Here is a 26,581-nt window from a genome sequence, read left to right as displayed (position 1 = left end):
ATTTAATAAAATGCCCCAAAAAGTTAGATTCTATTTGGGGCATTTTTTATGTTATAATTCTTTTGCAACTGCTGCAATAGCTTCAATGGTGAAATCCAAATCTGCATAACTCAATGCATCTGTGATAAACCACGTTTCATAAGCTGATGGTGCAATATATACACCACGATTTAATAAACCGTGGAAAAACTTTTTAAAAGTTTCGTTGTCTCCGTTTTTAGCGGTATTGAAATCATATACTGGATTGGCATCAAAATGAACTGAAATCATTGAACCTACTCTATTAATAGTATACGGAATTGCCGTTTCTGATAAAACGCGGTGTATTCCTTTTTCTAAATACGCTGTTTTCTCTTCTAAACTTTTAAAAATACCTGCATCAGCATTTAAAGCTTTCAACATTTCTAATCCAGCAGCCATAGCTAATGGGTTACCCGATAAAGTTCCTGCCTGATAAACAGGTCCAAGTGGTGCTAAATAGTTCATAATTTCTTCCTTCGCTGCAAATGCACCTACTGGCAAACCACCACCAATTACCTTCCCAAAACAAACGATGTCTGCCTGAATACCATATAATTCTTGTGTTCCTCCTTTTGCCAAACGGAATCCGGTCATTACCTCATCAAAAATTAACAATGCTCCGTTTTCTGAGCAAATCGAACGTAATCCTTCGAGAAATCCAGTTGCTGGTGGAATACATCCCATATTTCCGGCAACAGGTTCGATTATGATCGCTGCGATTTCGTTTTTATTAGCTTCAAATAAAGCTTTTACATTATCAAGATCATTGTAATTTGCTAATAAAGTATCCTTCGCAGTTCCTTCAGTTACACCAGGACTATTTGGCACACCAAATGTACTTAAACCACTTCCAGCTGCAATTAAAAAAGAATCGGAATGTCCATGATAACAACCTGAAAACTTAACAATCTTGTCGCGTTTTGTATATCCTCTTGCTAAACGAATAGCGCTCATACAAGCTTCCGTACCAGAATTAACAAATCGTATTTTATCAATATTAGGAACCATTGAAATAGCCAAAGCAGCAATTTGCGTTTCTAATTCAGTAGGCATACCAAAAGAAGTTCCTTTTTTTGCTCTTTCAATTACGGCATTTACCACAGGTTCATAAGCATGTCCTAAAATCATAGGTCCCCAAGAGTTGATGTAATCAATTAAACGGTTACCATCTTCATCATATAGATAAGCTCCTTTTGCTTCTTTTACAAAAATAGGCGTACCACCTACTCCTTTAAACGCTCTAACTGGCGAATTAACACCTCCTGGAATTACTTTACTGGCTTCAATAAATAATTCGCTACTTCTTTTGTACAACATTATTTAGTTTTTATTTTTTGACCTACGTTTATGGCGTTGTCAGATAAATTATTCATTTTTTTCAATTCGTCGACAGTAATATTGAATTTTTTAGACAATGAATATAACGTATCACCTTGCTGCACCGTGTAATTTCCCGCCGCTAATTCTACCGCAGGATCTTTCTTAGCTATCGCAAAGTTTCTAGACAATACTTCATTATCATAATCATACAAATTATATCGTTCAATAATTCCAATTAATTTAGCAGGATATTTCACATCAGTAGCATATCCGGCAGCTTTTAATCCTTTTGCCCAAGCTTCATAATCGCCTTTATCTAATTTAAATAAAGAAGCGTATCGACTTCTCGAAGTTAAAAACAGCGAATGATCTCTATACGATTCTGATGCATGAACATATTTTCTAAAACACTCTTGGGCTGCATCATCATCGTGCTTGACACTTTCACCAGTCCAACCTGTGTGGCATTTGATCCCGAAATGATTGTTTGCACTTTGCGCTAATTTACCTTTCCCTGCGCCCGATTCCAAAATTCCTTGCGCCAAAGTGATACTTGCAGGGATACCGTGCGTTCTCATGTTGTTTTTAGCAATTTCACTGAAGTCCGAAATATAAAAGCGGATTTCATCGTCGTAAGTACGAACTTTAGAAGTTGCTTCCAACTCCACTTCGCTTCTTGGAGTAATAATAGGTTTTGGAGAATCTTTAGGTTGCGTTTTTACAAAAACAGGGGCTGGTTTTTTCTTAATCGCAGTCGTTTTTGATTTCGAAGTTTTTTTAGTCACTGATTTTGAACTGTTACAACTCAGCACTAAACTAATTAGTAACAAAAGGGCAATTTTTTTAATCATTATAGGCTATTAATTTTTTATTCTTCTTCTCTAATATAGTATTCATTCCAGCAATACCTTGCAAACCACCAGTATGGATGGCTAAGATTTTTGAATGAGGTGGAAAATAATCATTTTCAATTAAATCCACTATTCCAAACATCATTTTCCCAGTATAAACTGGATCTAAAGGAATTTTTGTTTTGCGATAAAAATCATTTAAAAACTGAATGAGCGCGTCCGAAACCTTTCCGTAACCGCCAAAATGATAGTCACAATTAGTGTTCCAATTTTCTTTGGTTACAAAATTACGAATTACATCAGACAAAAAATCACCTTTTAACGAAGAAAATCCAATAACCTGCTGTTTTTCGCCAGATGAATTGATAATTCCAGAAATAGTTCCAGCAGTTCCCATAGCGCAACATACGTGCGAAAACTTTAATTTATCAGTTTCGGTTAAAATTTCTTCACATCCTTTTACTGCCAAATCATTAGTACCGCCTTCCGGAATCAAATAAAAATCACCAAACAATTTATGTAAGGTGGTTATAAAAGCTTCATCTGTTTTATTTTGGTAGGAGGTTCTATCGATAAAATGAAAATTCATTCCGTTTTGTTTGGCAAAATTCAACGATGGATTATCTTGCAATTTATCTTCAATTTCTTCGCCACGAATAACACCGATAGTCTCGAAACCATATTCCTTACCGGCACCAGCAACGGCAGCTATGTGATTGGAATAAGCGCCACCAAAAGTTAACAATTTATTATAACCTTCTTCTTTTGCAGTTACTAGATTGTATTTCAACTTTCGATACTTATTACCTGAAATTATAGGATGCAGTTGATCCTCTCTTTTTATAAAAAGCTCAATGCCATTTGGCAAAATAATATCTATTTTTTGATTGACGGATTCCATAAAAAAAACAGCTATAAAAGCTGTTTTCAAATATACTGTATTATTTGGGTTTTACTTTTTATAAATCGATACTTTTTTACTTACCGCAATATTGTCTTTTGTTGTAGCTTTTACGATATAAATTCCATCGCTTAATCCCGAAGTCGAAAATTGATAAGAAGCATCAGTTCCAAGGTTTGTTTTGCGTAACACTTGTTTCCCAGCAATGTCGTAAAGCACCACAGAAGCGATATCTTTATTTGTTTTATTGAATAAAGTTAGCATTCCTTGTTCATTATTTTGATTTACAGAAAACGCGTCGTTGACTGCAGCGATATCTTCTGAAGATAAGGTTTCGTTTTTAAAGGTAATTTCAAAACGTGTTCTATTATCACCAGCCGGTAAGGTTATTTCAAAAGTACTATTTTTTATATCGTGATAAATACCTGTCTGTTTGTCAAAAATAAAAACTTCTTGACTAGGATCAAAACCATATAACAACTCATTTATTTTTATTTTAAAAGTAGCTTGTAGGTTGTTTCTCAATCCAACCGGAAGTCTTTTATCGTTATTGAATGAAGTTATTGACATCGAGAATTCATTAGGCGAATCGTTTAAAACATAATAAAAACTATAAGGCGAATCTTCAGAAGTTCCTGCGGCATCCGCACTATAATCGACACCGTCAGTATACTGATCTCCAAAACCTAGGGCCGTATGAATAATTGCTGCATCGTTAACTAATGCATTAATTCGTAACTGTGGTGCATAGCCCGTTCTTATTGTGGTATAATCTTTACCCGCAACATTAGGAATTTCAGGATAAAACTCATTTTCTAAATTTGAATTCCTTTCACCTGCACCTGCAGCTATTCTTGCAAATTCAGAGTCAGCTGGATCAAGACCTTCTTTCCTAAATAATCTAAAAGAATTCTTCATAGTTGCAACACCATTCGCTAGCCCTACTACCATGAAACCCTGACCTACAGGTGCAAACCTTCTTTTATATAATGATCCAAAATTGCCCGTATCTGAGTTTATTGAACCATCACCGTTGTATCTCAAGATATTAGCTTTCACATAACCCCCTGCTATAGTAAATGTACCGTAACCGCCTTGATACTCATTCAGTATATGGGAATTAATCGTCGATTGTTCCCAAAAATATAAAGTACCATCTATAAATGCCGAATTAGCAAGTATGTAATCGTGTAAATCTATTGCACTTGGATAAGGATTACCAACTAAAGTGAAATTATCCTTTAAAACAGCAACGGAAATATCTCCATCATTTGGCTTTCCTCTGAAATCATAACGTTGTTTATTACCCGGATTATTTTGAACATTTTCAGCAGCTTGTACTATTGTAAGATCAGTGCCGGAAGTTCCTTTCATTGAAAATCCTTCTCCTGGACCAATAGTTGTGGTGTTTCCAACAAAAACCCATTGCGAATATGCTGATGATGCTACGAATTTATGTATCCATCTCGGAGAAATCATTAAAGGATCTGCTGCACCATCATGACCCCCATTAACAATTGCAGCTGCACTCGTTGTTAAAGTCGTAGGTCTAAACAATCTACTAATTCCAAACTGATTATTACCAGGACCAACTTCTGCCGCTCCCACGGGAGAACACCAATAGTTATATTGAAAATTATTTACAGTTCCCTCTTGAAAGACAGACAAATCACCAGCACCTTTATTAGCACTACCAGTAGTACCTCCTTGTAATAATTGAGAATTATTACGTAAATAAAAATTAGCGTTAGCTTGAATATTTAAATCTTGTTGTACATAAACATATTGATCATTTACAAAAACATAAGACGTAGGCGATACATACATCTGAGCACTAGCAATATTTGCTAAACTTACAAATGTGATGAGATAGAGGATTTTTCTTTTCATAACCTAAAGATTAAGATATAGTTATGATACAAAAGTAGTCTATTTTTAATGAATTTTACAAATAATTTGCTTATTTAACAACACTGATTTACTTTTATGATAATAAAGTTTTCCATATCAAAACTTGAGAAATTTATTGTTTTTAGCATAGTCGTTTAGTGTTGATTTTAAAAATAAGAACATAATCTTAATAAATAAACCGAGCACAATGATTTTAACTGTTTTATTAAAATTAATTATCTACTATTTGAGTTTGTTAAAAAAATTGATATCGATCATAAACTCACTTATTACAAAAATCAACTCTAAAAAATAAAAAACAAAACTGCATTTCGTCGATAAAAAAACCTTTTTGTCGGTAAAAAGATACTTTTATCGATTATACAGGCAACAATAACGTAAGGGATTTAATATGGCATATTTTTGCAAAAAAAACAAATGAGATTACCCCTTCTTCTATTGTTATTTTGTACAATTTCACACGCTCAAGTCGGAATTGGAACATCAACTCCGCAGGCAGCCTTAGACATAAACTCTACAAATGATGGTTTGCTGATACCACGAATAGCTTTAACAGCCAATAATGTCGCGTCACCAATTATCACACCTACAGTTTCTGAACTTATTTACAACACCGCTTCAGCGGGAAAAGCTCCAAACAATGTAACTCCAGGTTATTATTACTGGGATGGAATTTTATGGAATAAATTAGCAACCACAACAAATGCTAGCTGGTCTGTAGCAGGGAATGCGGGGACCGATCCAACTATAAACTACATTGGAACTTCAGATGATAAAGACATCGTTTTCAGAGCTAATAATATCGAAAGAATGCGTATTATTAGTAAAACTGGCGATTTAAAAATAGGTGATGCTACTTCTGGAACCATAAAAGCTACTAAAGAATTAATATTAAGACAAGATGGAGACCAGTATGGATCATCTGTTTTAAGATTGCTAAACAGAACGGGAGAAAACGGAGCCATTTTTGAGAATTTAAATCCTACACCTGCAGGCACAAATTTAGTAGATTTTATTTTTAAAACCGGAACTACAGCAACGCCAATAAAAAGCAATATAAGATTCGAAACTAGATCAAGTAGCTTAAAGCTAAGTGGAAATACTACAGAATGGCAATTTGGACAACCTGACACTGTGAATGGAGGACCAACATTGGTACTTGGTGCAAATGGTAGTGGTTCAAATTCTGCTTTTCTAATTGGAAATGTCGGTTTCGGCACTTCTAGTCCTCAAGCAAAATTGCACAACACCGGAACTACAGCTTTTACAACAGCTACTTCAGGAACAAACAATACCATTTTACTTTTAAATGGTGGAACCTTTGCTACACCAGCAGCTTCAATTGGCAATGGAATGGTTTACATCATAAGAAATACGAGCAATTCAACAAACACAATCATAAATAATGTAATCGACTACAACTCATCCGTAGCATCAAATTTTACCTTAACACCAACTTTAGGATCCATAATGATCGTTAGTAATGGAACTAAATGGTATCGCATAAACTAAAAATACCTCCAAAACCTCCAAAAAGACCTTTGCTTTAAATAGTGAAGGTCTTTTTCGTTAGCATAAGCTTCCCGTTCAAACGAAATATTCCGATAAGCGGCATTCCAGTTTTTATATTGAACATATCGAATTATAAATTCCGTAAAATACCAAACATAAAAAAACACCACCAACAACTCCAATTGCTGTCGGATGTGGATTTTTTCGTGATGCACCAATACCCTATTCTCACGATCTTGCTTCCCTAAAAGAAACACAAACGGAAAAATAGTAATACTGCGATATCCCTTCGGAATTAAATATTTAGAAACTATAACGAACATATCAAGCAAAGTTGCTAAATTTGTAGTTATGAATAAAGCATTAGACCCAAATAATTTAAAAGAAGGCGAAGATTTTTATTACACGCCCGAAGGTTACAAGTGTTTTACCGAAACCTATCACTTAAAACGAGGCTATTGTTGCAAAAGCGGTTGCCGACATTGTCCGTATGGATTCGATAAAAAAACAGGAACTATTAAGAAGTGAGCAGTGGTCAGTCACAGTAAACAGAAAAAAAAGTAAAATGTATATTGTCTTTTGTATACTGAAATTCAGCATACAATTTTACAATCTACATCAATACATTATACAATATTTATAAAATGACTTTCAAAGAACAAATACATCAAGGAATTCCAGCGGAGTTACCAAACGTAAAACCCTACGAAACAGCAATCAATCACGCACCAAAGCGTAAAGACATCCTTACCGAAGAAGAAAAAAAGTTAGCTTTAAAAAATGCCTTGCGTTATTTTGATGCGAAACATCACGCCGAACTAATTCCCGAATTCAAAGCCGAATTAGAAACTTACGGTAGAATTTATATGTATCGTTTGCGTCCAGATTATGAAATGAAAGCCCGACCAATCGATGAATATCCAGGAAAAAGCGAACAAGCGAAAGCTATTATGCTAATGATTCAAAACAATTTGGATTATGCCGTGGCTCAACATCCACACGAATTAATTACCTATGGTGGAAACGGTGCGGTTTTTCAAAACTGGGCTCAATATCTTTTGACCATGCAATATTTGTCTGAAATGACAGACGAACAAACCTTAACGATGTATTCGGGTCATCCGATGGGATTATTTCCATCGCACAAAGAAGCACCAAGAGTTGTAGTTACTAACGGAATGGTAATTCCAAACTACTCAAAACCGGATGATTGGGAAAAAATGAATGCTTTAGGCGTTTCACAATACGGTCAAATGACTGCCGGAAGTTATATGTACATCGGTCCGCAAGGAATTGTGCACGGAACAACGATTACTGTTTTAAACGGATTTAGAAAAATTAAAAAAGCTACTGCAGGCGGATTATTCGTCACTTCAGGATTAGGTGGAATGTCAGGTGCACAACCAAAAGCAGGAAATATAGCAGGATGTGTTACGGTCTGTGCCGAAGTAAATCCAAAAATAACACACATTCGCCATTCACAAGGATGGATTAACGAAGTAATTGATGATATTGAAAAATTAGTGCCAAGGGTTCAAAAAGCGTTAGCCAACAAAGAAGTAGTTTCGATTGCTTATTTGGGAAATATCGTTGACGTTTGGGAAAAATTTGATGCTGAAAACGTACATATCGACTTAGGTTCCGATCAAACTTCATTACATAATCCGTGGGCGGGAGGATATTATCCTATCGGTTATACTTTTGAAGAATCGAACGAAATGATGGCAAACGATCCTGTGAAGTTTAAGGAAGAAGTACAAAAAACTTTACGCCGTCACGCTGATGCAATTAACAAACACACCGCAAAAGGAACGTATTTCTTTGATTACGGAAATGCCTTTTTATTAGAAGCTTCTCGTGCGGGTGCGAATGTAATGTCAGATAATCCAACTTTAGGAAGAGAATTCAAATATCCTTCTTATGTACAAGATATTATGGGTCCGATGTGTTTTGATTACGGCTTTGGTCCTTTCCGATGGGTTTGTGCGTCGGGAAAACCAGAAGATTTAGCAAAAACAGATCAAATTGCTTGTGAAGTTTTGGAAGAAATGATGAAAAACTCTCCTGAAGAAATCCAGCAACAAATGCAAGATAATATCACTTGGATCAAAGGAGCTCAAGAAAATAAATTAGTCGTTGGTTCGCAAGCACGAATTCTATACGCCGATTCAGAAGGAAGAATTAAAATTGCGGAAGCATTCAATCAAGCAATAGCACGAGGAGAAATTGGAACTATCGTTTTAGGAAGAGATCACCATGATGTTTCGGGAACCGATTCGCCTTACAGAGAAACTTCGAACATTTATGACGGATCTCGTTTCACAGCTGATATGGCAATTCAAAACGTAATTGGTGATAGTTTCCGAGGAGCTACATGGGTTTCAATTCACAACGGCGGTGGCGTTGGTTGGGGCGAAGTTATTAACGGTGGTTTTGGTATGGTTCTTGATGGTACTAAAGAAGCTTCAAAACGCTTAGCATCAATGCTTTTCTGGGATGTGAACAACGGAATATCAAGAAGAAGTTGGGCTAGAAACGAAGGAGCCATTTTTGCAATTAAAAGAGCGATGGAGACGCAACCTTTATTAAAAATTACCATCCCTACTATAGTAGACGAATCATTATTATAAATTAGTTAAAGGTTTAAATTTAAATCTTTGACTTTAAACCCTAAAAAACTATTCATTATGAAGACAATAAAATTACTTTCGGTGCTTTTTATAGCGACTTTAGCTTCGTGCAGTTCCGTGCGAGTAAACTCAGACTATGATAAAAAAGCAGATTTTGGTTCATATAAAACCTATGCTTACTTAAAAAGTGGTGTAGATAAAGCTGAAATTTCGGATTTAGATAAAAAAAGAATATTATATTCGATTGATGAGGTAATGACTGCTAAAGGATTTACGAAATCTGAAAATCCGGCTATTTTAGTTAGTATTTTTACTAAAGAATCGCAACGTGTTGACATTTACCAAAACAATAGTTTTGGTTGGGGCTGGAATCCGTATTGGGGAATGGGAATGAATTATTCAAACGTGAATACTACACCAGAAGGAACTCTTTTCATTGATTTAATTGATGCAAAGACAAAAGAATTAATTTGGCAAGGTGAAGGAACAGGTTATTTAACAAAAAACACAGAGAAAAAAGATGCTAGAATTAAAGAGTTTGTTGCTAAAATATTAGATCAATATCCTCCAAAATAAAATTTACAACATACTTAAAAAGTAAGAGTTAGCCTGCGGTTAACTCTTTTTTATTTTTTTAAAATAGTAAGCGATATTTGTAGTAATATTGCACTTTCTTAAAAATAAAAAATGATTGCTTTTAAAAAAACCCTTTTCGTTAAGATTCTTAAAATTACTGGAATTACTCTAACAGCTATATTAGCGCTCCTTGTCATAATTCCGATGCTATTTGCGAATACTATTACCGAAAAAGTAAAAACGCTAGCTAACGAAAATTTGGAAGGCGAATTGAATTTTTCCGATTCAAAACTATCTTTTTTTAAGGAATTTCCATCTTTAACATTAACGTTAAACGAATTTGATTTAAAAGGCTCAAAACCATTTCAAGAAGAAACCTTAGTGACTGCTAAGGAAATTGGTTTTGGAATTAATGTATGGAGCGTAATTTTTGGAAGTCAAACCAAAATTGAAGAAATCTACATTACAAACGCCAAAATAAATGTTCAGGTAACTAAAAATGGCGAATCCAATTACAATATTTATAAATCCAATAGTAAAGACACAACAACTTCATCAGAAACCGCTTCTTTGAATCTTGAAAAAATTCAGATTAGCAATAGTCAATTGACTTACAACGACTTATCAGCTAAGATGCTTATTGAAGCCAAAGGTTTTAATTACCAAGGAAAAGGCGACTTATTAGCTTCGAATTTCAACCTGAATACTTCGGCTCAGATTGATGATTTAAGTTTTTCGTTTGACCAAAAAGAATATTTAAAAAATAAAAAAGTTAAAGCCGATTTAATTACGAAAATCAACACCAATTCCCTTTCTTTTGTCTTTGAAAAAAATGATTTGGTGATTAATAAATTGCCTGTTGAATTTACTGGACTTTTCGATTTCCTGAAAAACGGTTATCAAATGGATTTTACCCTAAAAACCGAAGACAGTAATTTAGACGATTTATTTACAGCTTTACCAGCCGAATACGTTTCGTGGAAAAACGAAGCTACAATGACCGGAAAAACTTCGGCATTTCTGACCTTAAAAGGAAAATATATCGCTTCGGAAAATTTGAGTCCGGAAGTGAATTTCAATATTAAAGTACGAAAAGGCTATGTAAAGCATACCAAATCGCCTTATCCAATCGAAAATATTTTCTTAAATTTAGACACGAAATTACCAAATTTAGACATCAATCAACTGAAAGTGCAATTGGATTCGTTGTATTTTGATGTGGCTAAAAACAATTTAAGTGCGATTTTAATTTCGGAAGGATTTGGTGATGAAATTAAATTGGATGCAAAAATAAAATCAAAATTAGATTTAACGCTTTTAAATAATGCGCTTCAAATTCCGAACTTTAAAATGGCTGGAAATTTGGATGCCGATATTGTTTCCAAAGGAACTTACAACAAACAAAATAGAGAACTTCCCGTTACAAGAGGAAAATTCGAACTCAAAAATGCTTTAATTCAAACGGAATTTTATCCAAAACCAATTGAAAATATTAATTTAAAAGCAGAATTCAATTCGACTTCTGGCAGTTTCGAAGAGGCGAGTTTTGTGCTTTCGCCAGCGAGTTTTACCTTCGAAGGTGAACCTTTTGCATTGAATGCTTCTTTCAAGAATTTCGAAGATATCACTTATGATATCAAAGCGAAAGGAACATTAAACGTTGCTCGAATATATAAAGTTTTTTCACAAAAAGGATTGGATGTTGATGGTTTTATCAAAGCCAATGTTGATTTAGCAGGAACTCAAAGCGATGCGTCAAACGGCAGAATTTCAAAATTAAAAAACAGCGGGACTTTAGAAGTAAGAAACATCAAAACGACAAGTGATTATTTGGCCAAGCCTTTTTTAATTGAAAACGGATTGTTTACTTTTCACCAAGACAAGATGAACTTCAGTAATTTCAATGGTAAATTTGGCACTTCGGACATTAAAATGAATGGGCAATTAGAGAATGTAACCAATTATATTCTATCTGATAATCAAGTGTTGAAAGGGAGTTTTAATCTGACTTCGAATTACTTACATATTAATGAATTTATTCCAACAGCTACGACTACTATTGAAGGTACGGAAGCAACTGCAACTACTTTCGGTGTAATTGAAATTCCAACCAACTTAAATGTTTCGATTCAAACCAATGCTGTAAAAACACAATTTGACGATATTATTATTTCGAATTTAAAAGGGAATTTAGTCATCCAAAACGGAAGTTTGAAATTGTCAAACGGTATTATTGGTATCATCGGAGCGACGGCAAAAATGGATGCTTTTTACAAAAATGAAGGCACACAAAAGGCGCATTTTGATTATAAAATTAATGCTTCAGAATTCGACATTAAGCGCGCTTACAACGAAATTAAAATGTTTCGAGAAATCGTAACTGCTGCCGAAAGTGCGGAAGGAATTGTAGGTTTAGATTATTCCATAAAAGGTGTTTTAAACAATCGAATGGAACCAATTATGCCTTCTTTAGAAGGAAGTGGCACACTTTCTGTGAAAAAAGTAAAGATGAAAGGCTTCAAACTTTTAAATGTGGTAGCTGCTAAAACGGATAATGAAGATTTAAAAGATCCGGATATTTCAAAAGTCGATATTAAAACCACCATAAAAAACAATATAGTAACTATTGAACGCTTTAAATTCAAAGTTTCAGGTTTTCGTTTGCGTTTTGAAGGACAAACCAGTTTAGACGGAAAATTAAACTTAAAAATGCGCGTTGGATTACCTCCATTGGGAATTTTAGGAATTCCTATTAAAGTTTTGGGAACCCAAGAAAAACCTGAAATTAAAATTGGAAGAAAGTCCGATGATTTAGAAGAAACCGAATATGAAGAGGGTGAAAATCTTATGAAAATTCCAACTATTCCTACAGATAGCATTCCGAAAGTAGAAGTTTTAATTCCGACTGATACTTTGCCTAAGCCTAAAGTTGAACTGACTCCGATCCTTCCTGCAAAGGAAAATGAATAAGTCTATGTAAATAGTTAAAAAGTTTCCTGCTTTGTGAAAAAATTGTATTTTTACGACAAACATCACAACAAAAACTATGGAAACGCATTTTGAAAGCAATCCGTTGATTGACAGATTACCAAAGCATTTAAAGCAATTCATCAAACCTCAAGTTTATGAAGATTACACGCCAATTAACCAAGCGGTTTGGCGCTATGTAATGCGTAAAAATGTAAATTATCTTTCAAAAGTAGCGCACAGTTCCTATTTAGAAGGTTTAGAAAAAACAGGTTTAGAGATTGATAATGTCCCAAATATGTATGGAATGAACCGTATTTTGAAAGAAATCGGTTGGGCTGCAGTTGCTGTGGATGGTTTTATTCCGCCGAATGCTTTTATGGAATTTCAAGCCTATAATGTTTTAGTTATTGCTTGTGACATTCGTCAATTAGAACACATTGAATACACTCCCGCTCCAGATATTATTCACGAAGGTGCTGGCCACGCTCCTATTATTGCTAATCCTGAATATGCGGAATATTTAAGACGTTTTGGTGAAATTGGTTGTAAATCGATTTCATCGGCACGTGATTATGAATTGTATGAAGCAATTCGTTTGCTTTCGATTTTAAAAGAAGCGGAAGGAACTTCGGAGGAAGAAATTAAAAAAGCAGAAGATCAAGTTGATTATTTGCAAAACAATATGGGCGAATTGTCCGAAATGTCTCGCATTCGTAATTTACATTGGTGGACTGTTGAATATGGTTTAATTGGAACGGTTGAAAATCCAAAGATTTATGGTGCTGGTTTACTTTCTTCAATTGGTGAAAGTGCTTGGTGCATGACGGATAACGTGAAGAAAATTCCTTACGATATTTCCGCAGCAGACCAAGGTTTCGATATTACAAAACCACAACCTCAATTATATGTTACACCAGATTTTGCTCAATTGAGTTTTGTTTTGGAAGAATTTGCGAATACAATGGCACTACGAACAGGCGGTTTATCGGGAATTCAAAAACTAATTTCGTCCAATGCATTAGGAACTATTGAATTAAGTACGGGACTAGAAATTTCCGGCTTATTCACTAATGTAATTGAAGACAGTGGTAAACCGGTTTACATTCAAACTACTGGAAAAACAGCATTATCTTATAGAGAAAAAGAACTCGTTGGTCATGGAACTGAAAGTCACGCAGACGGATTTGGTTCACCAATCGGAAAATTAAAAGGAATCAATTTAGCGATTGAAGAAATGAGTCCGCGAGACTTGCGTGCGTATGACATTTACGAAGGCGAAGTTGTTACTTTAGAATTTGAAGGAAATATCATCGTAAAAGGTGAAATTATTACTGGAAGCCGCAATTTAAAAGGTGAGATTTTATTGATTAAATTCAAAAATTGCACTGTTACTCATAATGAAACGATATTATTCCAACCAGATTGGGGTATTTACGATATGGCTGTTGGTAAAAAAGTGATTTCTGCTTATTCAGGTCCAGCGGATGTGAATAGTTTTGATATGATTAATCACGTTCCTTCTTCTAAAACCATTAAACAGAAAAAATCTGCTTCGCGTGAAGAGTTAGAGAAATTATACCAAAGCGTTCGCAACATCAGAGCGAACAGGCCTTCTGACACCACTTTAAAAGAGGCATTTGGAGCCGTTTCTGCAAATCATCCAAATGATTGGTTGCTTAGTGTCGAAATAGCAGAATTAGCTAAGAAAGATAACAATACCGATCTAATAAATAAGGTTTTAAATTACTTAGAAAAAGTGAAAAGCAACCGACCAGAAATTGTACATTTAATTGATGGCGGTTTGGAACTAATTTTCGAAAAAGAAAACGCATAACCTAAAAGTAACTTTTGTTACTGATGAAAACTTTAAACATATATACCTTTGTCTTATAAAATAATACAATTATGGGAATTTTAGATTTTTTAGGATTTGGAAATAAAACCAATGACGTTCAAGAATATGTTCAAAAAGGAGCTGTTATTTTAGATGTTAGAACTCCAGCAGAATATAAAGACGGACATATCAAAGGTTCAAAAAATATTGCATTACAAGTATTATCTGGACAAGTAGAAACTATTAAAAAATGGAACAAACCAGTGATTGCTTGTTGCAAATCTGGAATGAGAAGCTCGCAAGCTACTTCAATTTTAAAACAAAATGGAATTGATTGCATTAACGGCGGTGGCTGGAATAGCTTAGAGAATAAATTATAATAAAACTCCCGATGCAGGTCGGGAGTTTTTTAATTCGATAAGTTAATCTGAAAATCAGTGTCGCTTTTAATTACGTTTCCTTTATAAGATAAAGTCCAGCCCATACTGTTTGTTAAAATTAATATTTTTGATAACTCACTTAATAATCTATTTTGAGCATTAGATTTTAATGAGGATTTTTCTATCTTTTTCGCTAAATTCTCTTTAACTATTTTATTGATTTTATTATAATCCTCTCCTTTAAATTCATTGAAAGTAGAAGATTCTGTATTGTAATATTTAAGGTCAGGACTAATTTTTATTTCCTCTTTTGGAATATTTGTTATAGTTACAATTTTGTTTTTTGCATCGATATCGTATGTAACCAAACTTAAGTCAAAACTAACCGTTACATCAGCATTCACCACAACCAAAGCTTTTTTGTCAAAGGACAATCCCGGAATATACGTTTCTTTTTTGTCTTTATAAGTAATGACTTCTGCAAAATGTCCTTCAGTTACAACTAACTTTCCTACATTTTTTATCTGGGTTTGAATGAGATTGGTATCATATTCAATCGTAGAAGAGTCTTTGCTTTTTGTAAAGTAATTAAAAATCCAAAAAAAGATAAAAGCCATAAAAAGTACTAAAATCCATTTTCTGATTTCTGATAATTTACCAAAAAAGCCAAGATTATTAGATTTATAGTTTTTCATTGTAATTTATTTGATACGAAGATAATAAGAATTTTATTTAAACGGGTGGCGTTGTTGCCAATTTAACTCAGGTTCCAACTGCTTGAAGATTTTACCTATGTATTTATTAATCCACTTATTATTGTGATAAATAAATCCCGACATATTCACGGGAGTTGCTCCTATTGAACTTTTAATTTCTAAAGCGGTTCTTCCGAAAATAATTCGTTGAAAACCATTTTCTATTCCATACGAAGTCATATTATAAAGCATATTCAAATACAACATATTCTCTTTTTGAACGGTTTCCTCATATCCTAAAAAATAGGTTTCTAAAACGTCATCATTCAACAACAAGGTGTGAAAACCCACTAATTGATCATTCAAGAAATAACCAAAAATTTGAAAACGATTACCACATTGTCCTTTCAGCACTGAAAAATGATTTTCAGCCAGGAAAAAAGTATTAAATGGAGCGTTCTTAGCCACATAATGATACAAATCATAAATTATATGTTCGTACTTAATTACTTCTTCATAAGAAAGGTTTTTGACCTTAATTCCATTGAATTTCTTTATCGCACGTTTATATTGATCGCGATATTTCTTAGATAAGGCCTCAACGTAATTAGTCATTGATTTCCAATTGGGATCTAAGTAGAAAATCATATTCGGTTGCGTATTAAATTCGTAAGTCTCACTCAATCGGAATTTTCTTAATTCAACCGCACAGTCTTCGTAAAAATCTTTAAAAGATACCAAGTGAATAGTAATTCCTTTTTTCTTGAAATATGTGGTGATTTCTTCTGCACTTTGTAATAGCACTTTGCTGATCCATTCAAAATCTATTTCTTTTGAAAAAGCGTAACCATTTTGCCCAGTAATCATATTATTCCCAAGAAATAAAGTGTGGGACGCAAACTTTTTAAAAATGAAATTTCGGAAGGCTACTTTTAATGACTTATCTCTTTCGCCAAAAGATTCGAGTTTATTTAAATCTAAATACTGTGCTAATGAAACTCCTATTAAATCCTTTTCTTCAAAAATTCCGATATAAAAGCACTCCATATTTATAGGAGCCGAACATTCTAAAACAGACAAATAAGAAGTTTGAAGAAATACATTACTTTGAGCAACTGTGTCCCAAAGTAAAGGTAGATCTTCAATACTATTGTATATTTTAAAAGTTAATTTGTCCAAAAGTTATAAAAATAAAAAACGCCCTACAAAAGTAGAGCGTTTCTTATATAATTAAATGTTAATTCTTATTCAGCAGCTACTAATTTCGAAGCGCTACGGTATAAAAATTCATTATAAATGTGTCTTCTTGCAAAACGACTTGGAGATTCTGCATTTACCATTTTGATATAAGTAACTTTAGGAACACTGAAGTATTCATAATTACTACCGTCTAAAAAAGTAATATACAACACACCATTTTCCATATGGAAATCTTGGATGTTTATTGTTGTAGTCGTTTTAGCGTAAACTTCTTTATTTTTTTCTTGCGTTTCTGGCGCAACGCTAACTAAGAAATGGTAAGCTTCAATGATCAGTTTACTTCTTTCTTCTGCAGCTAAACGCTCAACAGGATCAGTTATAGTATCTGGATGATCTTCCTTCATACTATTTCTGTAAATTGTTTTTAACTCTTTAAGAGTAGCTGTTTTTGTAACCTCAAGTAACTTTCTGTACTCGGCAATTTTCTTTGGATTCATATGTCTTTTTATAAAAAAACCCTCTTATTCTTTAGAGGGCTACCTATCTAGTTGAAAATATTAAACATTTCCAACTTGTTTGCAAAGGTAAAAAAATAATTGGATAAATATTATAAAATAAAACTATGTAAAAATTTAAAATAAAATCATACTGCCTTTTTAATAAAAAAACCGTTTCAAAAAATGAAACGGTTTAGTTTGTAACTTAAAATATAAAGAACATAATATTAATTATTATCCCAAATAAGTTTAGTTGTTAAATTATCAGGACCTCCCATACTTGTAACAGCAGCTGCATAATTCACACCGTTCAATTGAGCTGAATTTGTAGGATACTGAAGACGCGTTGGTAAGTCTATTAAACCATTTAATGCTTCAAACGTATAAATAAATGTACCATTAGGTGTAGGAAATAGATTATTTGTAGTATAAGTTTGGTTTGGTTTTAATAAAGTATCTGGAAAACCAGTTCTTCTATATTCTGCCCAAGCTTCATATGGTTGCATAAACAATGCAATGTACTTTTGATTCATAACATTTGCTTGTGAAGCAGCTGGAAGTGCTGCAATGTAAGCTGTAATAGCAGCATTGTCTACACCCCATTTTTCCATCGAAGCTCTAACACCTGCTTTATAATTAACGTCATTCCATCCAGCGTTCTCAGAAAGTAAAAACTCTACTTCAGAATATTCCATTAGAATTTCCGTATAATCTTTCTTTAAAATATTATAACTAAAAAAAGAAGTGTTTGGTCTTTGCGACTCAGCATCAGATGTCGTTATACCATAAGGCATTCCAATGTATTGAGATAAGTCTGCTGTTTCAACATAAGTTTTGTCACGAATATCAAGTAAATCAGCTGAAATAGGTGCTGCATATTTTTGTAAACGTGGATCAACAGGGAAATTACCTCTTGTACCTTTTAACAAATCAACAAATGTATTACTAACTCCAAAATCATCACGATTACGAACGAAGTGAGAAACATACATTGGACTTGGATAAACATCTGTATTTTCAAATTTCAATCCAACATTATCAGCATTAGAAGTCATAACACCAGCAGCAATAGCTTCTGTTATATGAACCGCAGCAGCTGGAATAACCGATTTCACTCTATTTGCAATACGTAGACGCAATGAATTAGCAAATATTTGCATTTTCGCAGCGTTATTACCAAAAAGCAAATCTCCTTTAATAAACACAGGCTGTCCTAAAACGATCATTGCTGACGCTTCTTTAAGTTCTTTCATCAAATCTGTATAGATTTTTTCTTGAGTAGCAAACTTAGGTTTTAAGATTTTACCATCCAAAGCCAAAGCCTGAAAATCTGGATCACTATTTCCATAAGAATAGTATGGAATATCACCAAAAGTATCAGTTAACTCGCAAAAAGTGTAAGCTAACATAATTCTTGCAGCTGCGATTTGATTTTGAGTGTTACCGTAAGCAGAAGTTTGACCAACAGTTGCAGGATTTGTATTTAAGTCAAGAATAGTTCTATAATCTTGAGCAATTAAATAATGATCTAAATAAAAGCTATTTCCAGTACCAACTCTATATTGAAAGCGGTCTTCTTCCGTATAGTTTCTTTGCGCAGAGTACTGAACCCATGGCAAAGCTATTCTACCAGAAGAGAAGTCACCTCTACTTGCATTGATTAAGGCCTTATTGGCATTATTAAACAATCCATTTGAAGAAATATCTGTCATACCTGGTGCATTACCATTTATGTTCGCATCTTCGAACCCATCTGTACAACTAACAGCAAGTAATGTAAGCCCTAGACTTAATACTGCTACTAGTGGTTTAAATATCTTTTTCATCTTTTAATTTTTAAAATTTTAATTCTAAATTCATTCCGTATGTTCTAGTAGAAGGTAAAGAACCTCCTTCAAGACCTTGTGTGTTACCACTTCCGTAAGAAGCAGTTTCAGGATCCATTCCGTTCCAATCTAATCCCCAAGTTAAAAGATTTCTACCATACGCAGATAATTTAATTCCTGAAAATACACCAGTATATTTAGAAGGGAAAGTATATGAAAGCGTAACTTCTCTTAATTTAAAATAATCAGAATCAAATACATTTAACTTATCAACTCCAGCATAAAACTGTTGAGAATATTCTTTTCCAGAAAGACTAACGTTGTTTGCAGTTCCATTAACAAATACACCTTCATTAACAACACCCGTTTCACGAATACCGTTTGCAGCACTTTCTTCTAACATTCCAGAATACATACCAAACATATGTGTTGTAGAAAAATAATTTCCACCTTTTTGAATATCTACTAAAGCAGATAAACTTAAGTTTTTGTAACGGAATGTATTTCTAATACCCATGTTGTAGTCTGGAGTAATTGTTCCAAGAGATTTTTGTCCAGATGCAATATAATAACCATCAGCATCGATCAATTTATTTCCATTAGCATCATAAGTAAAATCAGTACCATATATTTGACCGTATGGCTGACCAACAACAGCTATAAGAGAAGCTTGGAATGGTGCAGTTTGAATAGTTAAAGATTGTACATCTTCATATAATTTCAACAATTCGTTTTTATTTTTCGAAAAGTTCCATGTAACATCCCAATTAAAATCTTTAGTTCTAATAGGGTTAACATTTAAAGTTACTTCAATACCCTTGTTTTCTAACTGACCTGCATTTAGAAGAGCATTACTAAAACCAGTAGCTCCGTCAACCTGCACAGGAGTAATTAAGTCATCAGTTATAGATTTGTATACAGAAACATCAAATCCAAAACGTTTATCAAACAAACTCATTTCTAATCCAATCTCTGAAGTTGTTTTTAACTCAGGTACTAAATTTTTATTATTTGATGTATTAGGGTTGCTATAACTTGGAGCACCTCCGAAAGGAGCTTCAACAACAGCGACATTTTCAAGTCTGTATGGAGTGGTAGCACTACCTGCTTGAGCCCAACCTCCTCTAATTTTACCATAATTTAACCATGAAGACTCAAGTAATTGAGAAAAGATAAAACTTCCAGTTACAGAAGAATAGCTTACTGGCTTAACAACAGTACTAAACCAATCTTTTCTATTGGTTCCTTCTATAAACACTAAACCATCATACCCAACAGATGCGAATCCATAGATACTGTTAGTCAAAAGCTGTTCATCGTAATTAGTAGATCTTGCTTGCGTAACACTATTTGATAAGTTATACTGATTAGGCAATACTAAACCTCCTACTGTTTGTCCATTAACAAAACCGTATTTGTAGCTTCTTTTATTAGCTCCTACAAATGAATTTAAACTAATTTTACCGAATTTTTTATCTAAATGAAGACGACCTTCATAGTTAAAATCAGTTAAAGTTCTTGTTACTGTAGAATAGCTAGGTGTCGCTTGCGAACCGATTGCTACTCTTTCTGAAATATTTAAAGAATAAGTATCTCCATATGCGTTACCTACAACGTAAACGTCTGGAGTAATATTATATGTTAAACTAAGATTACCATATAAACGATTTCTTAAATCAGTTGAGGTATTTTCATTAATAATCCAATACGGGTTATCAGAAAACTTAGGTCTTGCATTATTGTATGCAGTTCTGTTCCAAGAACGTTGTGAACCATTAGCTAATTTATAATCTTTCATCACATTGAAATCCAACTGTCTCTGACCAAATTGGTAAAACTTTTGTGCTAAACTATTATCTCCATATCCAACTTCTGGTCTATTAAAACCTTTTGTTTGAACATAGCTTAACATACCATCAACTTTTAATTTATCACTAATTTTAGCGTTAGCGTTAAGAGAAATTGAATTCTTTTGCAAGTTTGAATTAGGAACAATTCCTTCAGTTTGCTGATTCGAATATGAAAAACGAATACCTGCATCATCAGTAGATTTTAAAACTGAGATAGAATTATTTGTAGTAAGACCAGTTCTAAAAAACGATCTAACATCATTAGCAGAAGCAACCCATGGCTTCTCTACTAAGTAATCATTAGGAAATTCTAAATCAAAAGCATTCCAAGGTAAATATTTCAAATTAGAATCATATTTTGGACCCCAGCTTTCGTCTGCTCCATAGGCAGCAATATTATAAATTTGACCACCAATATTTTGAGTAGCAAAAGAAGTTGTAGAACCTCCTCCATACTCATTTTGTAAATCAGGCATAATGTTAACTGATTCTAAAGTAACACCAGAACTAAAAGTAAACTCAGATCTACTTCCTCCTTTTTTACCAGATTTTGTAGTATAAAGGATAGCACCGTTTCCAGCTCTACTTCCATACAAAGCAGCAGCAGGTCCACCTTTTAAAACAGTAACAGATTCGATATCATCAGGATTAATATCCGCAGAAGCATCACCATAATCTCTACCACCTCTTCCAGTTTGAGTATTTAAATTGTTGTAATTCCCATTATCTAAAGGAATACCATCAATAACAATAAGAGGTCTGTTTTCTCCAGTAACAGAACCAATACCACGCATTAAGATACGAGTAGAACCTCCCATTGAAGAAGGAGCAGTAATTTGAAGCCCTGACACATTACCAGACAATGAAGACAAAGCGTTTGATCCACCACCTTCTGATAGTGTAGAACCGCTAATTTCTTGAGCCGAGTAACCAATAGCTTTCTTCTCTCTCTTAATACCTAAAGCTGTAACAACTACATCAGAAAGCGTAGTTACGTCATCTTGTAAAGAAACATCAATAGTACTAGCAGAAACAACAATTTCTTGTGTTTTCATACCAACATAACTAAAGACAAGAGTAGCGCCTTGCTTCGCATCAATAGTAAACTTACCATCAAAGTCAGTTAAAGCTCCCTTTTTTGTACCTTTATCTTGTACAGAAGCCCCAGGTAATGGCATTCCAAATTGATCTGAAACTGTTCCTGAAACAGTTTTTCCCTGAGCCATAATAAACTGGCTCAACAGCACTAACACTAACGCTAGCAATTTGTTAAATTTTGAACTCATAATTATATAATTGAATTAATTAGTTCAAAAATCTTAATTATATATTAAATAACCTAATTATTTTAAAAAAAACATTAAAAAAAATCACAGGAACGCTATAGTATTTCCTATTACAAAAAGAAATATTCCCTTTGAAATAAGGACGTAAGAAGGTATTATTAACAATTCGCAGTCAAGAAAAATTTTTACAAATAATATGTTATTTTCTTACAGAAAAAACATCTCCCTTATCATAATAAATATTTACACAATTATTTAACTTTATTCTGAAATAGCAAAAACGACAGTAATACTTGTCGACAAAGACTAAGCTGTTGAAAATTTATCTTTAAAATAGCGTCGAAAACAGATTAAACATAACGCAAAAAAACGAGATATATTATAGCACTTAAAAAAAATATTTTAAACTATAATAAGAAATGCTTTTACAATTAATAACGCGAAAAGAGATTCTGAAAAAAAAAGAGATTGTAAAATACAAATAAAACAGCTGCATTATTCATTTATGACCACTTAATAGATTTAATGGCAAACTTAATTAAAAACAAGAAAGCCACTCCGAATGGAATGACTTTCTTTAGTAGCGGGAACAGGACTCGAACCTGTGACCTTCGGGTTATGAGCCCGACGAGCTGCCTACTGCTCTATCCCGCGATGTGCGTTTTGTAATCTCAATAAGGCTACCTAGTAGCGGGAACAGGACTCGAACCTGTGACCTTCGGGTTATGAGCCCGACGAGCTGCCTACTGCTCTATCCCGCGATTTGTGAGTGCAAAGGTACTATAACTATTTAAAAAAGCAAGTTATTTTTAAAATAAATTTTTATTTATCGCATTTGCGTGATAATATGTACCTTTGCAAAATAAAATTATCAAAATGGAGCACAGAGCTGGATATGTAAATATTATTGGAAATCCGAATGTAGGAAAGTCAACCCTTATGAATGCGTTTGTAGGTGAGCGTCTTTCTATTATTACTTCAAAAGCACAAACCACAAGACATCGTATATTAGGAATTGTTAATGGTGAAGATTTTCAAGTTTTGTTTTCAGACACGCCTGGGATTATAAAACCTGCTTATGAATTGCAAAGTTCAATGATGGATTTTGTAAAATCGGCTTTTGAAGATGCTGATATTTTAGTTTATATGGTGGAAATTGGTGAGCAAGAATTAAAGGACGAAGCTTTCTTTAATAAAATCATCCATTCTAAAATTCCAGTTTTATTGATTTTGAACAAGATTGATAAATCTAACCAAGAACAACTAGAAGAGCAGATGATTTTGTGGAAAGAAAAAGTGCCTAATGCAGAAGTTTTTCCAGTTTCGGCTTTAGAGAACTTTAATGTGCAAGCTGTTTTTGACAGAATCTTAGAATTGTTACCAACTTCGCCTCCCTTCTATCCTAAAGATGCTTTAACGGATAAACCAGAACGTTTTTTTGTAAACGAAACGATTAGAGAAAAAATCTTATTAAATTACGATAAAGAAATTCCATACGCGGTAGAAATTGAAACGGAAGAGTTCTTAGAAGATGAAAATATTATCCGAATTCGTGCTGTAATTATGGTAGAACGCGATACGCAAAAAGGAATTATAATTGGCCACAAAGGAAATGCATTAAAACGCGTAGGAATTCAGGCCAGAGAAGATTTAGAGAAATTCTTCGGCAAGCAAATTCACTTAGTTACTTATGTAAAAGTAAATAAAGATTGGAGAAGCAGTGCTTACCAATTAAAACGTTTTGGCTATAACCAGAAATAGAAAATAAAAATCTGAAACAAATTCAGATTGACAAAATAGCATTTATTAAACCTGACAGACTTCAAAATCTGTTAGGTTTTTTTATTTCAAAACGCGATTCATCAATTCTTCTAAATTATGCATTTGGGGTTGGCATTTTTTTCTGTTGATGCGAGCTTGTGCATAAAGTGCGAACCAAAAAACCACCATTGCTCCCATAATTGCAAAATCCATTGTCATCGCTTCTTTCAATGTCCAATGAACATAAGCCATCATCATAAAAACTAAGAAAACACCAGCAATGATGAAATGCAGAAACATAAAAAATGTCCAAACGGTTTGATCAGGTCCATAAAGTCCTCTTACATTTGTGGATCCGTCTTCATTTTCTGTTAATTCAATATGTAAATGAGGCGAATAATATTTTCGTTTTGCTAAAGTGATGAAAAAGAAAATATGATGGTCAGAAACCTTAACACGATAATCTTCCTTTACTTCTGCCTTGATTCTATTAGCATTTTCTAAAATAGTTGCTATAGATTTAGGTACTTCTTTATGAAATTTGGGACGTAATACAATGCTGTTTTCGATTTCCATTTACTATGATTTAAAAAGCGAATATATACATTTTTACTAAATATGAAACTATTGCTACTTCCCTAGCCCTGATGGGAATGAAAACCCCGCAGGTTTTATGACTATTTTTTCTTTTTATGGAAGTAGCGACCCAAGAAGCTGCTGGAATAAATTTAGAAAAAAAGACCTAAAATTGTGGAGTTGTAATGGATAGCAGGAAAAAGCTCCAAAAAAAATTGTACTTTTGCAAATTCAAAATAAGATTATGAACAATATTGTTGCCATTGTAGGAAGGCCGAATGTAGGAAAATCCACACTTTTTAACCGTTTAGTACAGCGAAGAGAAGCTATTGTAGACTCTGTTAGTGGTGTTACTCGTGATAGAAATTATGGGAAAAGTGAGTGGAACGGGAAAGAATTTTCAGTAATTGACACGGGAGGTTATATAAAAGGTTCGGATGATATCTTTGAAGGCGAAATTCGTCGTCAAGTGGAATTAGCGATTGATGAAGCGGATGCTATTATTTTTGTAGTAGATGTTGAAGAAGGTGTTACACCGATGGATGATGAAGTGGCGAAATTGCTTAGAAAAGTAAAAAAACCTGTTTTATTAGTTATCAACAAGGTGGACAATGCAATGCGTGAAAAAGACGCTGTTGAATTTTACAATTTAGGTTTAGGTGAATATTATACTATTTCTGGAATGAGCGGAAGTGGAACAGGTGAACTTTTAGACAAATTAGTCGAAGTTTTACCTGACATGCCAGAAACAACTGAAGATACGAATCCATTACCTCGTTTTTGTGTAGTAGGAAGACCAAACGCAGGAAAATCTTCGTTTATCAATGCTTTAATTGGTGAAGATCGTTTCGTGGTAACTGATATTCCAGGAACTACGCGTGATGCAATTGACACGACGTATAACCGTTTTGGATTTGAATTCAACTTAGTAGATACTGCCGGAATTAGACGTAAAGCAAAAGTAAAAGAAGATTTAGAATTTTACTCTGTAATGCGTTCGGTTAGAGCAATTGAGCACAGTGATGTTTGTTTGTTAGTTATTGACGCTACAAGAGGATTTGAAGGGCAAGACCAAAGTATTTTTTGGTTGGCTGAAAAAAATAGAAAAGGTGTCGTAATTTTAGTAAACAAGTGGGATTTGGTTGAAAAAGACACGATGACTACAAGAGATTATGAACGTAAGATTAGAGAACAATTGCAACCTTTTACAGATGTGCCAATTCTTTTCATCTCTGTTTTAACGAAACAACGTTTGTTGAAAGCTTTAGAAACAGCTGTTGAAATCTTCGAAAATAGAAAACAACGCATCTCGACTTCTAAATTTAATGATGTGATGTTGCCAATTATTGAAGCAACTCCGCCACCAGCATTGAAAGGTAAATATGTGAAAATTAAATATTGTATGCAGTTGCCAACACCAACACCTCAGTTTGTGTTTTTTGCTAACTTGCCTCAATACGTAAAAGATCCATACAAAAGATTTATAGAAAATAAATTAAGAGAACAATACAACTTTAGTGGTGTTCCAATCGATATTTATTTTAGACAGAAATAATTTAAGATCCGAAGTTAACACTTCGGATTTTTTTATGCTTGAATTTTTCGAATAGGTCTTTAATTCATAAAAAACTATTTTTAGATTTCTATAAATTATGTCTTGCTGCAAATTTTCAATTTTAATTAGGATTATCAGTATGATCTTGTAAGTTTAACAAGCCATAGTAGCTATTGGAAATTTAAAAAAATAATCACTATAAAAGTCACGCAGATCAAACCTAACAACTGTGAAGATGCAGTATTATGCCGATTACTCTTATTTTTATTAAGCGAAAAGGATGACGATCTCCACTATATTTAAAAAAACACAAAACAGTTAAAAATTGTTATATTAAATAAATATTGTTAATAATTCCTTAATAAATAATTAACTTTGAGAATAATTAATTTATTTCGTTAAATAATACCTACTATATCCACATACAAA

The 26,581-nt window shown here is 33.5% G+C and carries 19 protein-coding genes and 2 tRNA genes; 9 read left to right on the top strand and 12 right to left on the bottom strand.

The window, feature by feature from the left end; all coding sequences use genetic code 11:
- Positions 1-51: 51 nt before the first annotated feature.
- Genes hemL through ACFSX9_RS15050 form a run of 4 tightly spaced genes read right to left on the bottom strand, consistent with a single transcriptional unit; the run spans position 52 to position 4,983 of the window.
- The gene (hemL, locus tag ACFSX9_RS15065; protein ID WP_379809158.1) at positions 52-1,338 is read right to left on the bottom strand and encodes a glutamate-1-semialdehyde 2,1-aminomutase; all 1,287 of its coding nucleotides are present in this window, start codon (positions 1,336-1,338) and stop codon (positions 52-54) included.
- Positions 1,338-2,192 (bottom strand): glucosaminidase domain-containing protein, encoded by an 855-nt coding sequence (locus ACFSX9_RS15060; protein WP_379809156.1) that lies wholly within the window; start codon positions 2,190-2,192, stop codon positions 1,338-1,340. The genes hemL and ACFSX9_RS15060 overlap by 1 nt, the downstream gene beginning before the upstream one ends.
- The gene (locus ACFSX9_RS15055; RefSeq protein WP_379809332.1) at positions 2,185-3,093 is read right to left on the bottom strand and encodes a 1-aminocyclopropane-1-carboxylate deaminase/D-cysteine desulfhydrase; all 909 of its coding nucleotides are present in this window, start codon (positions 3,091-3,093) and stop codon (positions 2,185-2,187) included. The genes ACFSX9_RS15060 and ACFSX9_RS15055 overlap by 8 nt, the downstream gene beginning before the upstream one ends.
- Before the next feature lie 51 nt (positions 3,094-3,144).
- Positions 3,145-4,983, bottom strand: a complete 1,839-nt coding sequence (locus tag ACFSX9_RS15050; RefSeq protein WP_379809154.1) for a T9SS sorting signal type C domain-containing protein — start codon at positions 4,981-4,983, stop codon at positions 3,145-3,147.
- 438 nt (positions 4,984-5,421) lie between these two features.
- On the opposite strand from ACFSX9_RS15050, the gene ACFSX9_RS15045 reads away from it, so the two are divergent.
- From ACFSX9_RS15045 to ACFSX9_RS15015, 7 genes are all read left to right on the top strand, one after another.
- Complete coding sequence (locus ACFSX9_RS15045) at positions 5,422-6,516, top strand: hypothetical protein (RefSeq protein WP_379809152.1); 1,095 nt, start codon at positions 5,422-5,424, stop codon at positions 6,514-6,516.
- 351 nt (positions 6,517-6,867) lie between these two features.
- A complete protein-coding gene (locus tag ACFSX9_RS15040) occupies positions 6,868-7,044 on the top strand; it encodes a DUF5522 domain-containing protein (RefSeq protein ID WP_379809150.1) in 177 nt (58 codons plus the stop codon).
- A gap of 116 nt (positions 7,045-7,160) precedes the next feature.
- Entirely contained in the window at positions 7,161-9,146 is a 1,986-nt protein-coding gene (locus tag ACFSX9_RS15035) for a urocanate hydratase (protein ID WP_379809148.1), read from the top strand.
- Between the two features lie 57 nt (positions 9,147-9,203).
- Positions 9,204-9,722 (top strand): DUF4136 domain-containing protein, encoded by a 519-nt coding sequence (locus ACFSX9_RS15030; protein WP_379809146.1) that lies wholly within the window; start codon positions 9,204-9,206, stop codon positions 9,720-9,722.
- A gap of 111 nt (positions 9,723-9,833) precedes the next feature.
- The gene (locus ACFSX9_RS15025) at positions 9,834-12,692 is read left to right on the top strand and encodes an AsmA-like C-terminal region-containing protein (RefSeq protein ID WP_379809144.1); all 2,859 of its coding nucleotides are present in this window, start codon (positions 9,834-9,836) and stop codon (positions 12,690-12,692) included.
- Between the two features lie 76 nt (positions 12,693-12,768).
- Positions 12,769-14,526, top strand: a complete 1,758-nt coding sequence (locus tag ACFSX9_RS15020; protein WP_379809142.1) for an aromatic amino acid hydroxylase — start codon at positions 12,769-12,771, stop codon at positions 14,524-14,526.
- Positions 14,527-14,597: 71 nt separating this feature from the next.
- Positions 14,598-14,906, top strand: coding sequence for a rhodanese-like domain-containing protein (locus ACFSX9_RS15015; protein ID WP_379809140.1), 309 nt, complete (start codon positions 14,598-14,600; stop codon positions 14,904-14,906).
- 29 nt (positions 14,907-14,935) lie between these two features.
- Here ACFSX9_RS15015 and ACFSX9_RS15010 read toward each other — a convergent pair whose 3' ends face one another.
- The 7 genes from ACFSX9_RS15010 to ACFSX9_RS14980 form a co-directional block, all read right to left on the bottom strand.
- Positions 14,936-15,601 (bottom strand): DUF4230 domain-containing protein, encoded by a 666-nt coding sequence (locus tag ACFSX9_RS15010; RefSeq protein WP_379809138.1) that lies wholly within the window; start codon positions 15,599-15,601, stop codon positions 14,936-14,938.
- 33 nt (positions 15,602-15,634) lie between these two features.
- Positions 15,635-16,780 (bottom strand): 8-amino-7-oxononanoate synthase, encoded by a 1,146-nt coding sequence (locus ACFSX9_RS15005; RefSeq protein WP_379809136.1) that lies wholly within the window; start codon positions 16,778-16,780, stop codon positions 15,635-15,637.
- A 65-nt stretch (positions 16,781-16,845) separates the two neighbouring features.
- Entirely contained in the window at positions 16,846-17,298 is a 453-nt protein-coding gene (locus ACFSX9_RS15000) for a KTSC domain-containing protein (RefSeq protein WP_379809134.1), read from the bottom strand.
- Positions 17,299-17,525: 227 nt separating this feature from the next.
- Positions 17,526-19,124: a SusD/RagB family nutrient-binding outer membrane lipoprotein gene (locus tag ACFSX9_RS14995; RefSeq protein WP_379809132.1), complete on the bottom strand. Its 1,599-nt coding sequence runs from the start codon at positions 19,122-19,124 to the stop codon at positions 17,526-17,528.
- 10 nt (positions 19,125-19,134) lie between these two features.
- Positions 19,135-22,260 (bottom strand): SusC/RagA family TonB-linked outer membrane protein, encoded by a 3,126-nt coding sequence (locus tag ACFSX9_RS14990; protein ID WP_379809130.1) that lies wholly within the window; start codon positions 22,258-22,260, stop codon positions 19,135-19,137.
- Between the two features lie 581 nt (positions 22,261-22,841).
- Positions 22,842-22,914 (bottom strand) — tRNA-Met (locus ACFSX9_RS14985).
- A 34-nt stretch (positions 22,915-22,948) separates the two neighbouring features.
- Positions 22,949-23,021: transfer RNA gene (locus ACFSX9_RS14980), tRNA-Met, on the bottom strand.
- 115 nt (positions 23,022-23,136) lie between these two features.
- Between ACFSX9_RS14980 and era the strand changes: the two genes are divergently transcribed.
- Entirely contained in the window at positions 23,137-24,021 is an 885-nt protein-coding gene (gene era / locus ACFSX9_RS14975; RefSeq protein WP_379809128.1) for a GTPase Era, read from the top strand.
- A gap of 81 nt (positions 24,022-24,102) precedes the next feature.
- Here era and ACFSX9_RS14970 read toward each other — a convergent pair whose 3' ends face one another.
- The gene (locus ACFSX9_RS14970) at positions 24,103-24,597 is read right to left on the bottom strand and encodes a hypothetical protein (RefSeq protein ID WP_379809126.1); all 495 of its coding nucleotides are present in this window, start codon (positions 24,595-24,597) and stop codon (positions 24,103-24,105) included.
- Between the two features lie 244 nt (positions 24,598-24,841).
- Between ACFSX9_RS14970 and der the strand changes: the two genes are divergently transcribed.
- Positions 24,842-26,152: a ribosome biogenesis GTPase Der gene (gene der, locus ACFSX9_RS14965; protein ID WP_379809124.1), complete on the top strand. Its 1,311-nt coding sequence runs from the start codon at positions 24,842-24,844 to the stop codon at positions 26,150-26,152.
- The last annotated feature ends 429 nt before the right edge of the window (positions 26,153-26,581 follow it).

Source organism: Flavobacterium ardleyense, from assembly GCF_042686085.1.
GTDB lineage: Bacteria > Bacteroidota > Bacteroidia > Flavobacteriales > Flavobacteriaceae > Flavobacterium > Flavobacterium ardleyense.
The sequence above is the reverse complement of the archived record's forward strand: the minus strand, read 5'-3'. Positions and strand labels throughout refer to the sequence as shown.

Excerpts from the sequence above, each read along its gene's own strand:
- ACFSX9_RS15050 (WP_379809154.1), bottom strand. The coding sequence starts at position 4,983 with ATGAAAAGAAAAATCCTCTATCTCATCACATTTGTAAGTTTAGCAAAT.
- ACFSX9_RS15030 (WP_379809146.1), top strand. The coding sequence starts at position 9,204 with ATGAAGACAATAAAATTACTTTCGGTGCTTTTTATAGCGACTTTAGCT.
- ACFSX9_RS15060 (WP_379809156.1), bottom strand. The coding sequence starts at position 2,192 with ATGATTAAAAAAATTGCCCTTTTGTTACTAATTAGTTTAGTGCTGAGT.
- ACFSX9_RS15020 (WP_379809142.1), top strand. The coding sequence starts at position 12,769 with ATGGAAACGCATTTTGAAAGCAATCCGTTGATTGACAGATTACCAAAG.
- ACFSX9_RS15015 (WP_379809140.1), top strand. The coding sequence starts at position 14,598 with ATGGGAATTTTAGATTTTTTAGGATTTGGAAATAAAACCAATGACGTT.
- ACFSX9_RS14995 (WP_379809132.1), bottom strand. The coding sequence starts at position 19,124 with ATGAAAAAGATATTTAAACCACTAGTAGCAGTATTAAGTCTAGGGCTT.
- ACFSX9_RS14970 (WP_379809126.1), bottom strand. The coding sequence starts at position 24,597 with ATGGAAATCGAAAACAGCATTGTATTACGTCCCAAATTTCATAAAGAA.
- ACFSX9_RS15055 (WP_379809332.1), bottom strand. The coding sequence starts at position 3,093 with ATGGAATCCGTCAATCAAAAAATAGATATTATTTTGCCAAATGGCATT.
- ACFSX9_RS15035 (WP_379809148.1), top strand. The coding sequence starts at position 7,161 with ATGACTTTCAAAGAACAAATACATCAAGGAATTCCAGCGGAGTTACCA.
- ACFSX9_RS15025 (WP_379809144.1), top strand. The coding sequence starts at position 9,834 with ATGATTGCTTTTAAAAAAACCCTTTTCGTTAAGATTCTTAAAATTACT.
- ACFSX9_RS15000 (WP_379809134.1), bottom strand. The coding sequence starts at position 17,298 with ATGAATCCAAAGAAAATTGCCGAGTACAGAAAGTTACTTGAGGTTACA.
- ACFSX9_RS15040 (WP_379809150.1), top strand. The coding sequence starts at position 6,868 with ATGAATAAAGCATTAGACCCAAATAATTTAAAAGAAGGCGAAGATTTT.
- ACFSX9_RS14990 (WP_379809130.1), bottom strand. The coding sequence starts at position 22,260 with ATGAGTTCAAAATTTAACAAATTGCTAGCGTTAGTGTTAGTGCTGTTG.
- der (WP_379809124.1), top strand. The coding sequence starts at position 24,842 with ATGAACAATATTGTTGCCATTGTAGGAAGGCCGAATGTAGGAAAATCC.
- ACFSX9_RS15045 (WP_379809152.1), top strand. The coding sequence starts at position 5,422 with ATGAGATTACCCCTTCTTCTATTGTTATTTTGTACAATTTCACACGCT.
- hemL (WP_379809158.1), bottom strand. The coding sequence starts at position 1,338 with ATGTTGTACAAAAGAAGTAGCGAATTATTTATTGAAGCCAGTAAAGTA.
- era (WP_379809128.1), top strand. The coding sequence starts at position 23,137 with ATGGAGCACAGAGCTGGATATGTAAATATTATTGGAAATCCGAATGTA.
- ACFSX9_RS15010 (WP_379809138.1), bottom strand. The coding sequence starts at position 15,601 with ATGAAAAACTATAAATCTAATAATCTTGGCTTTTTTGGTAAATTATCA.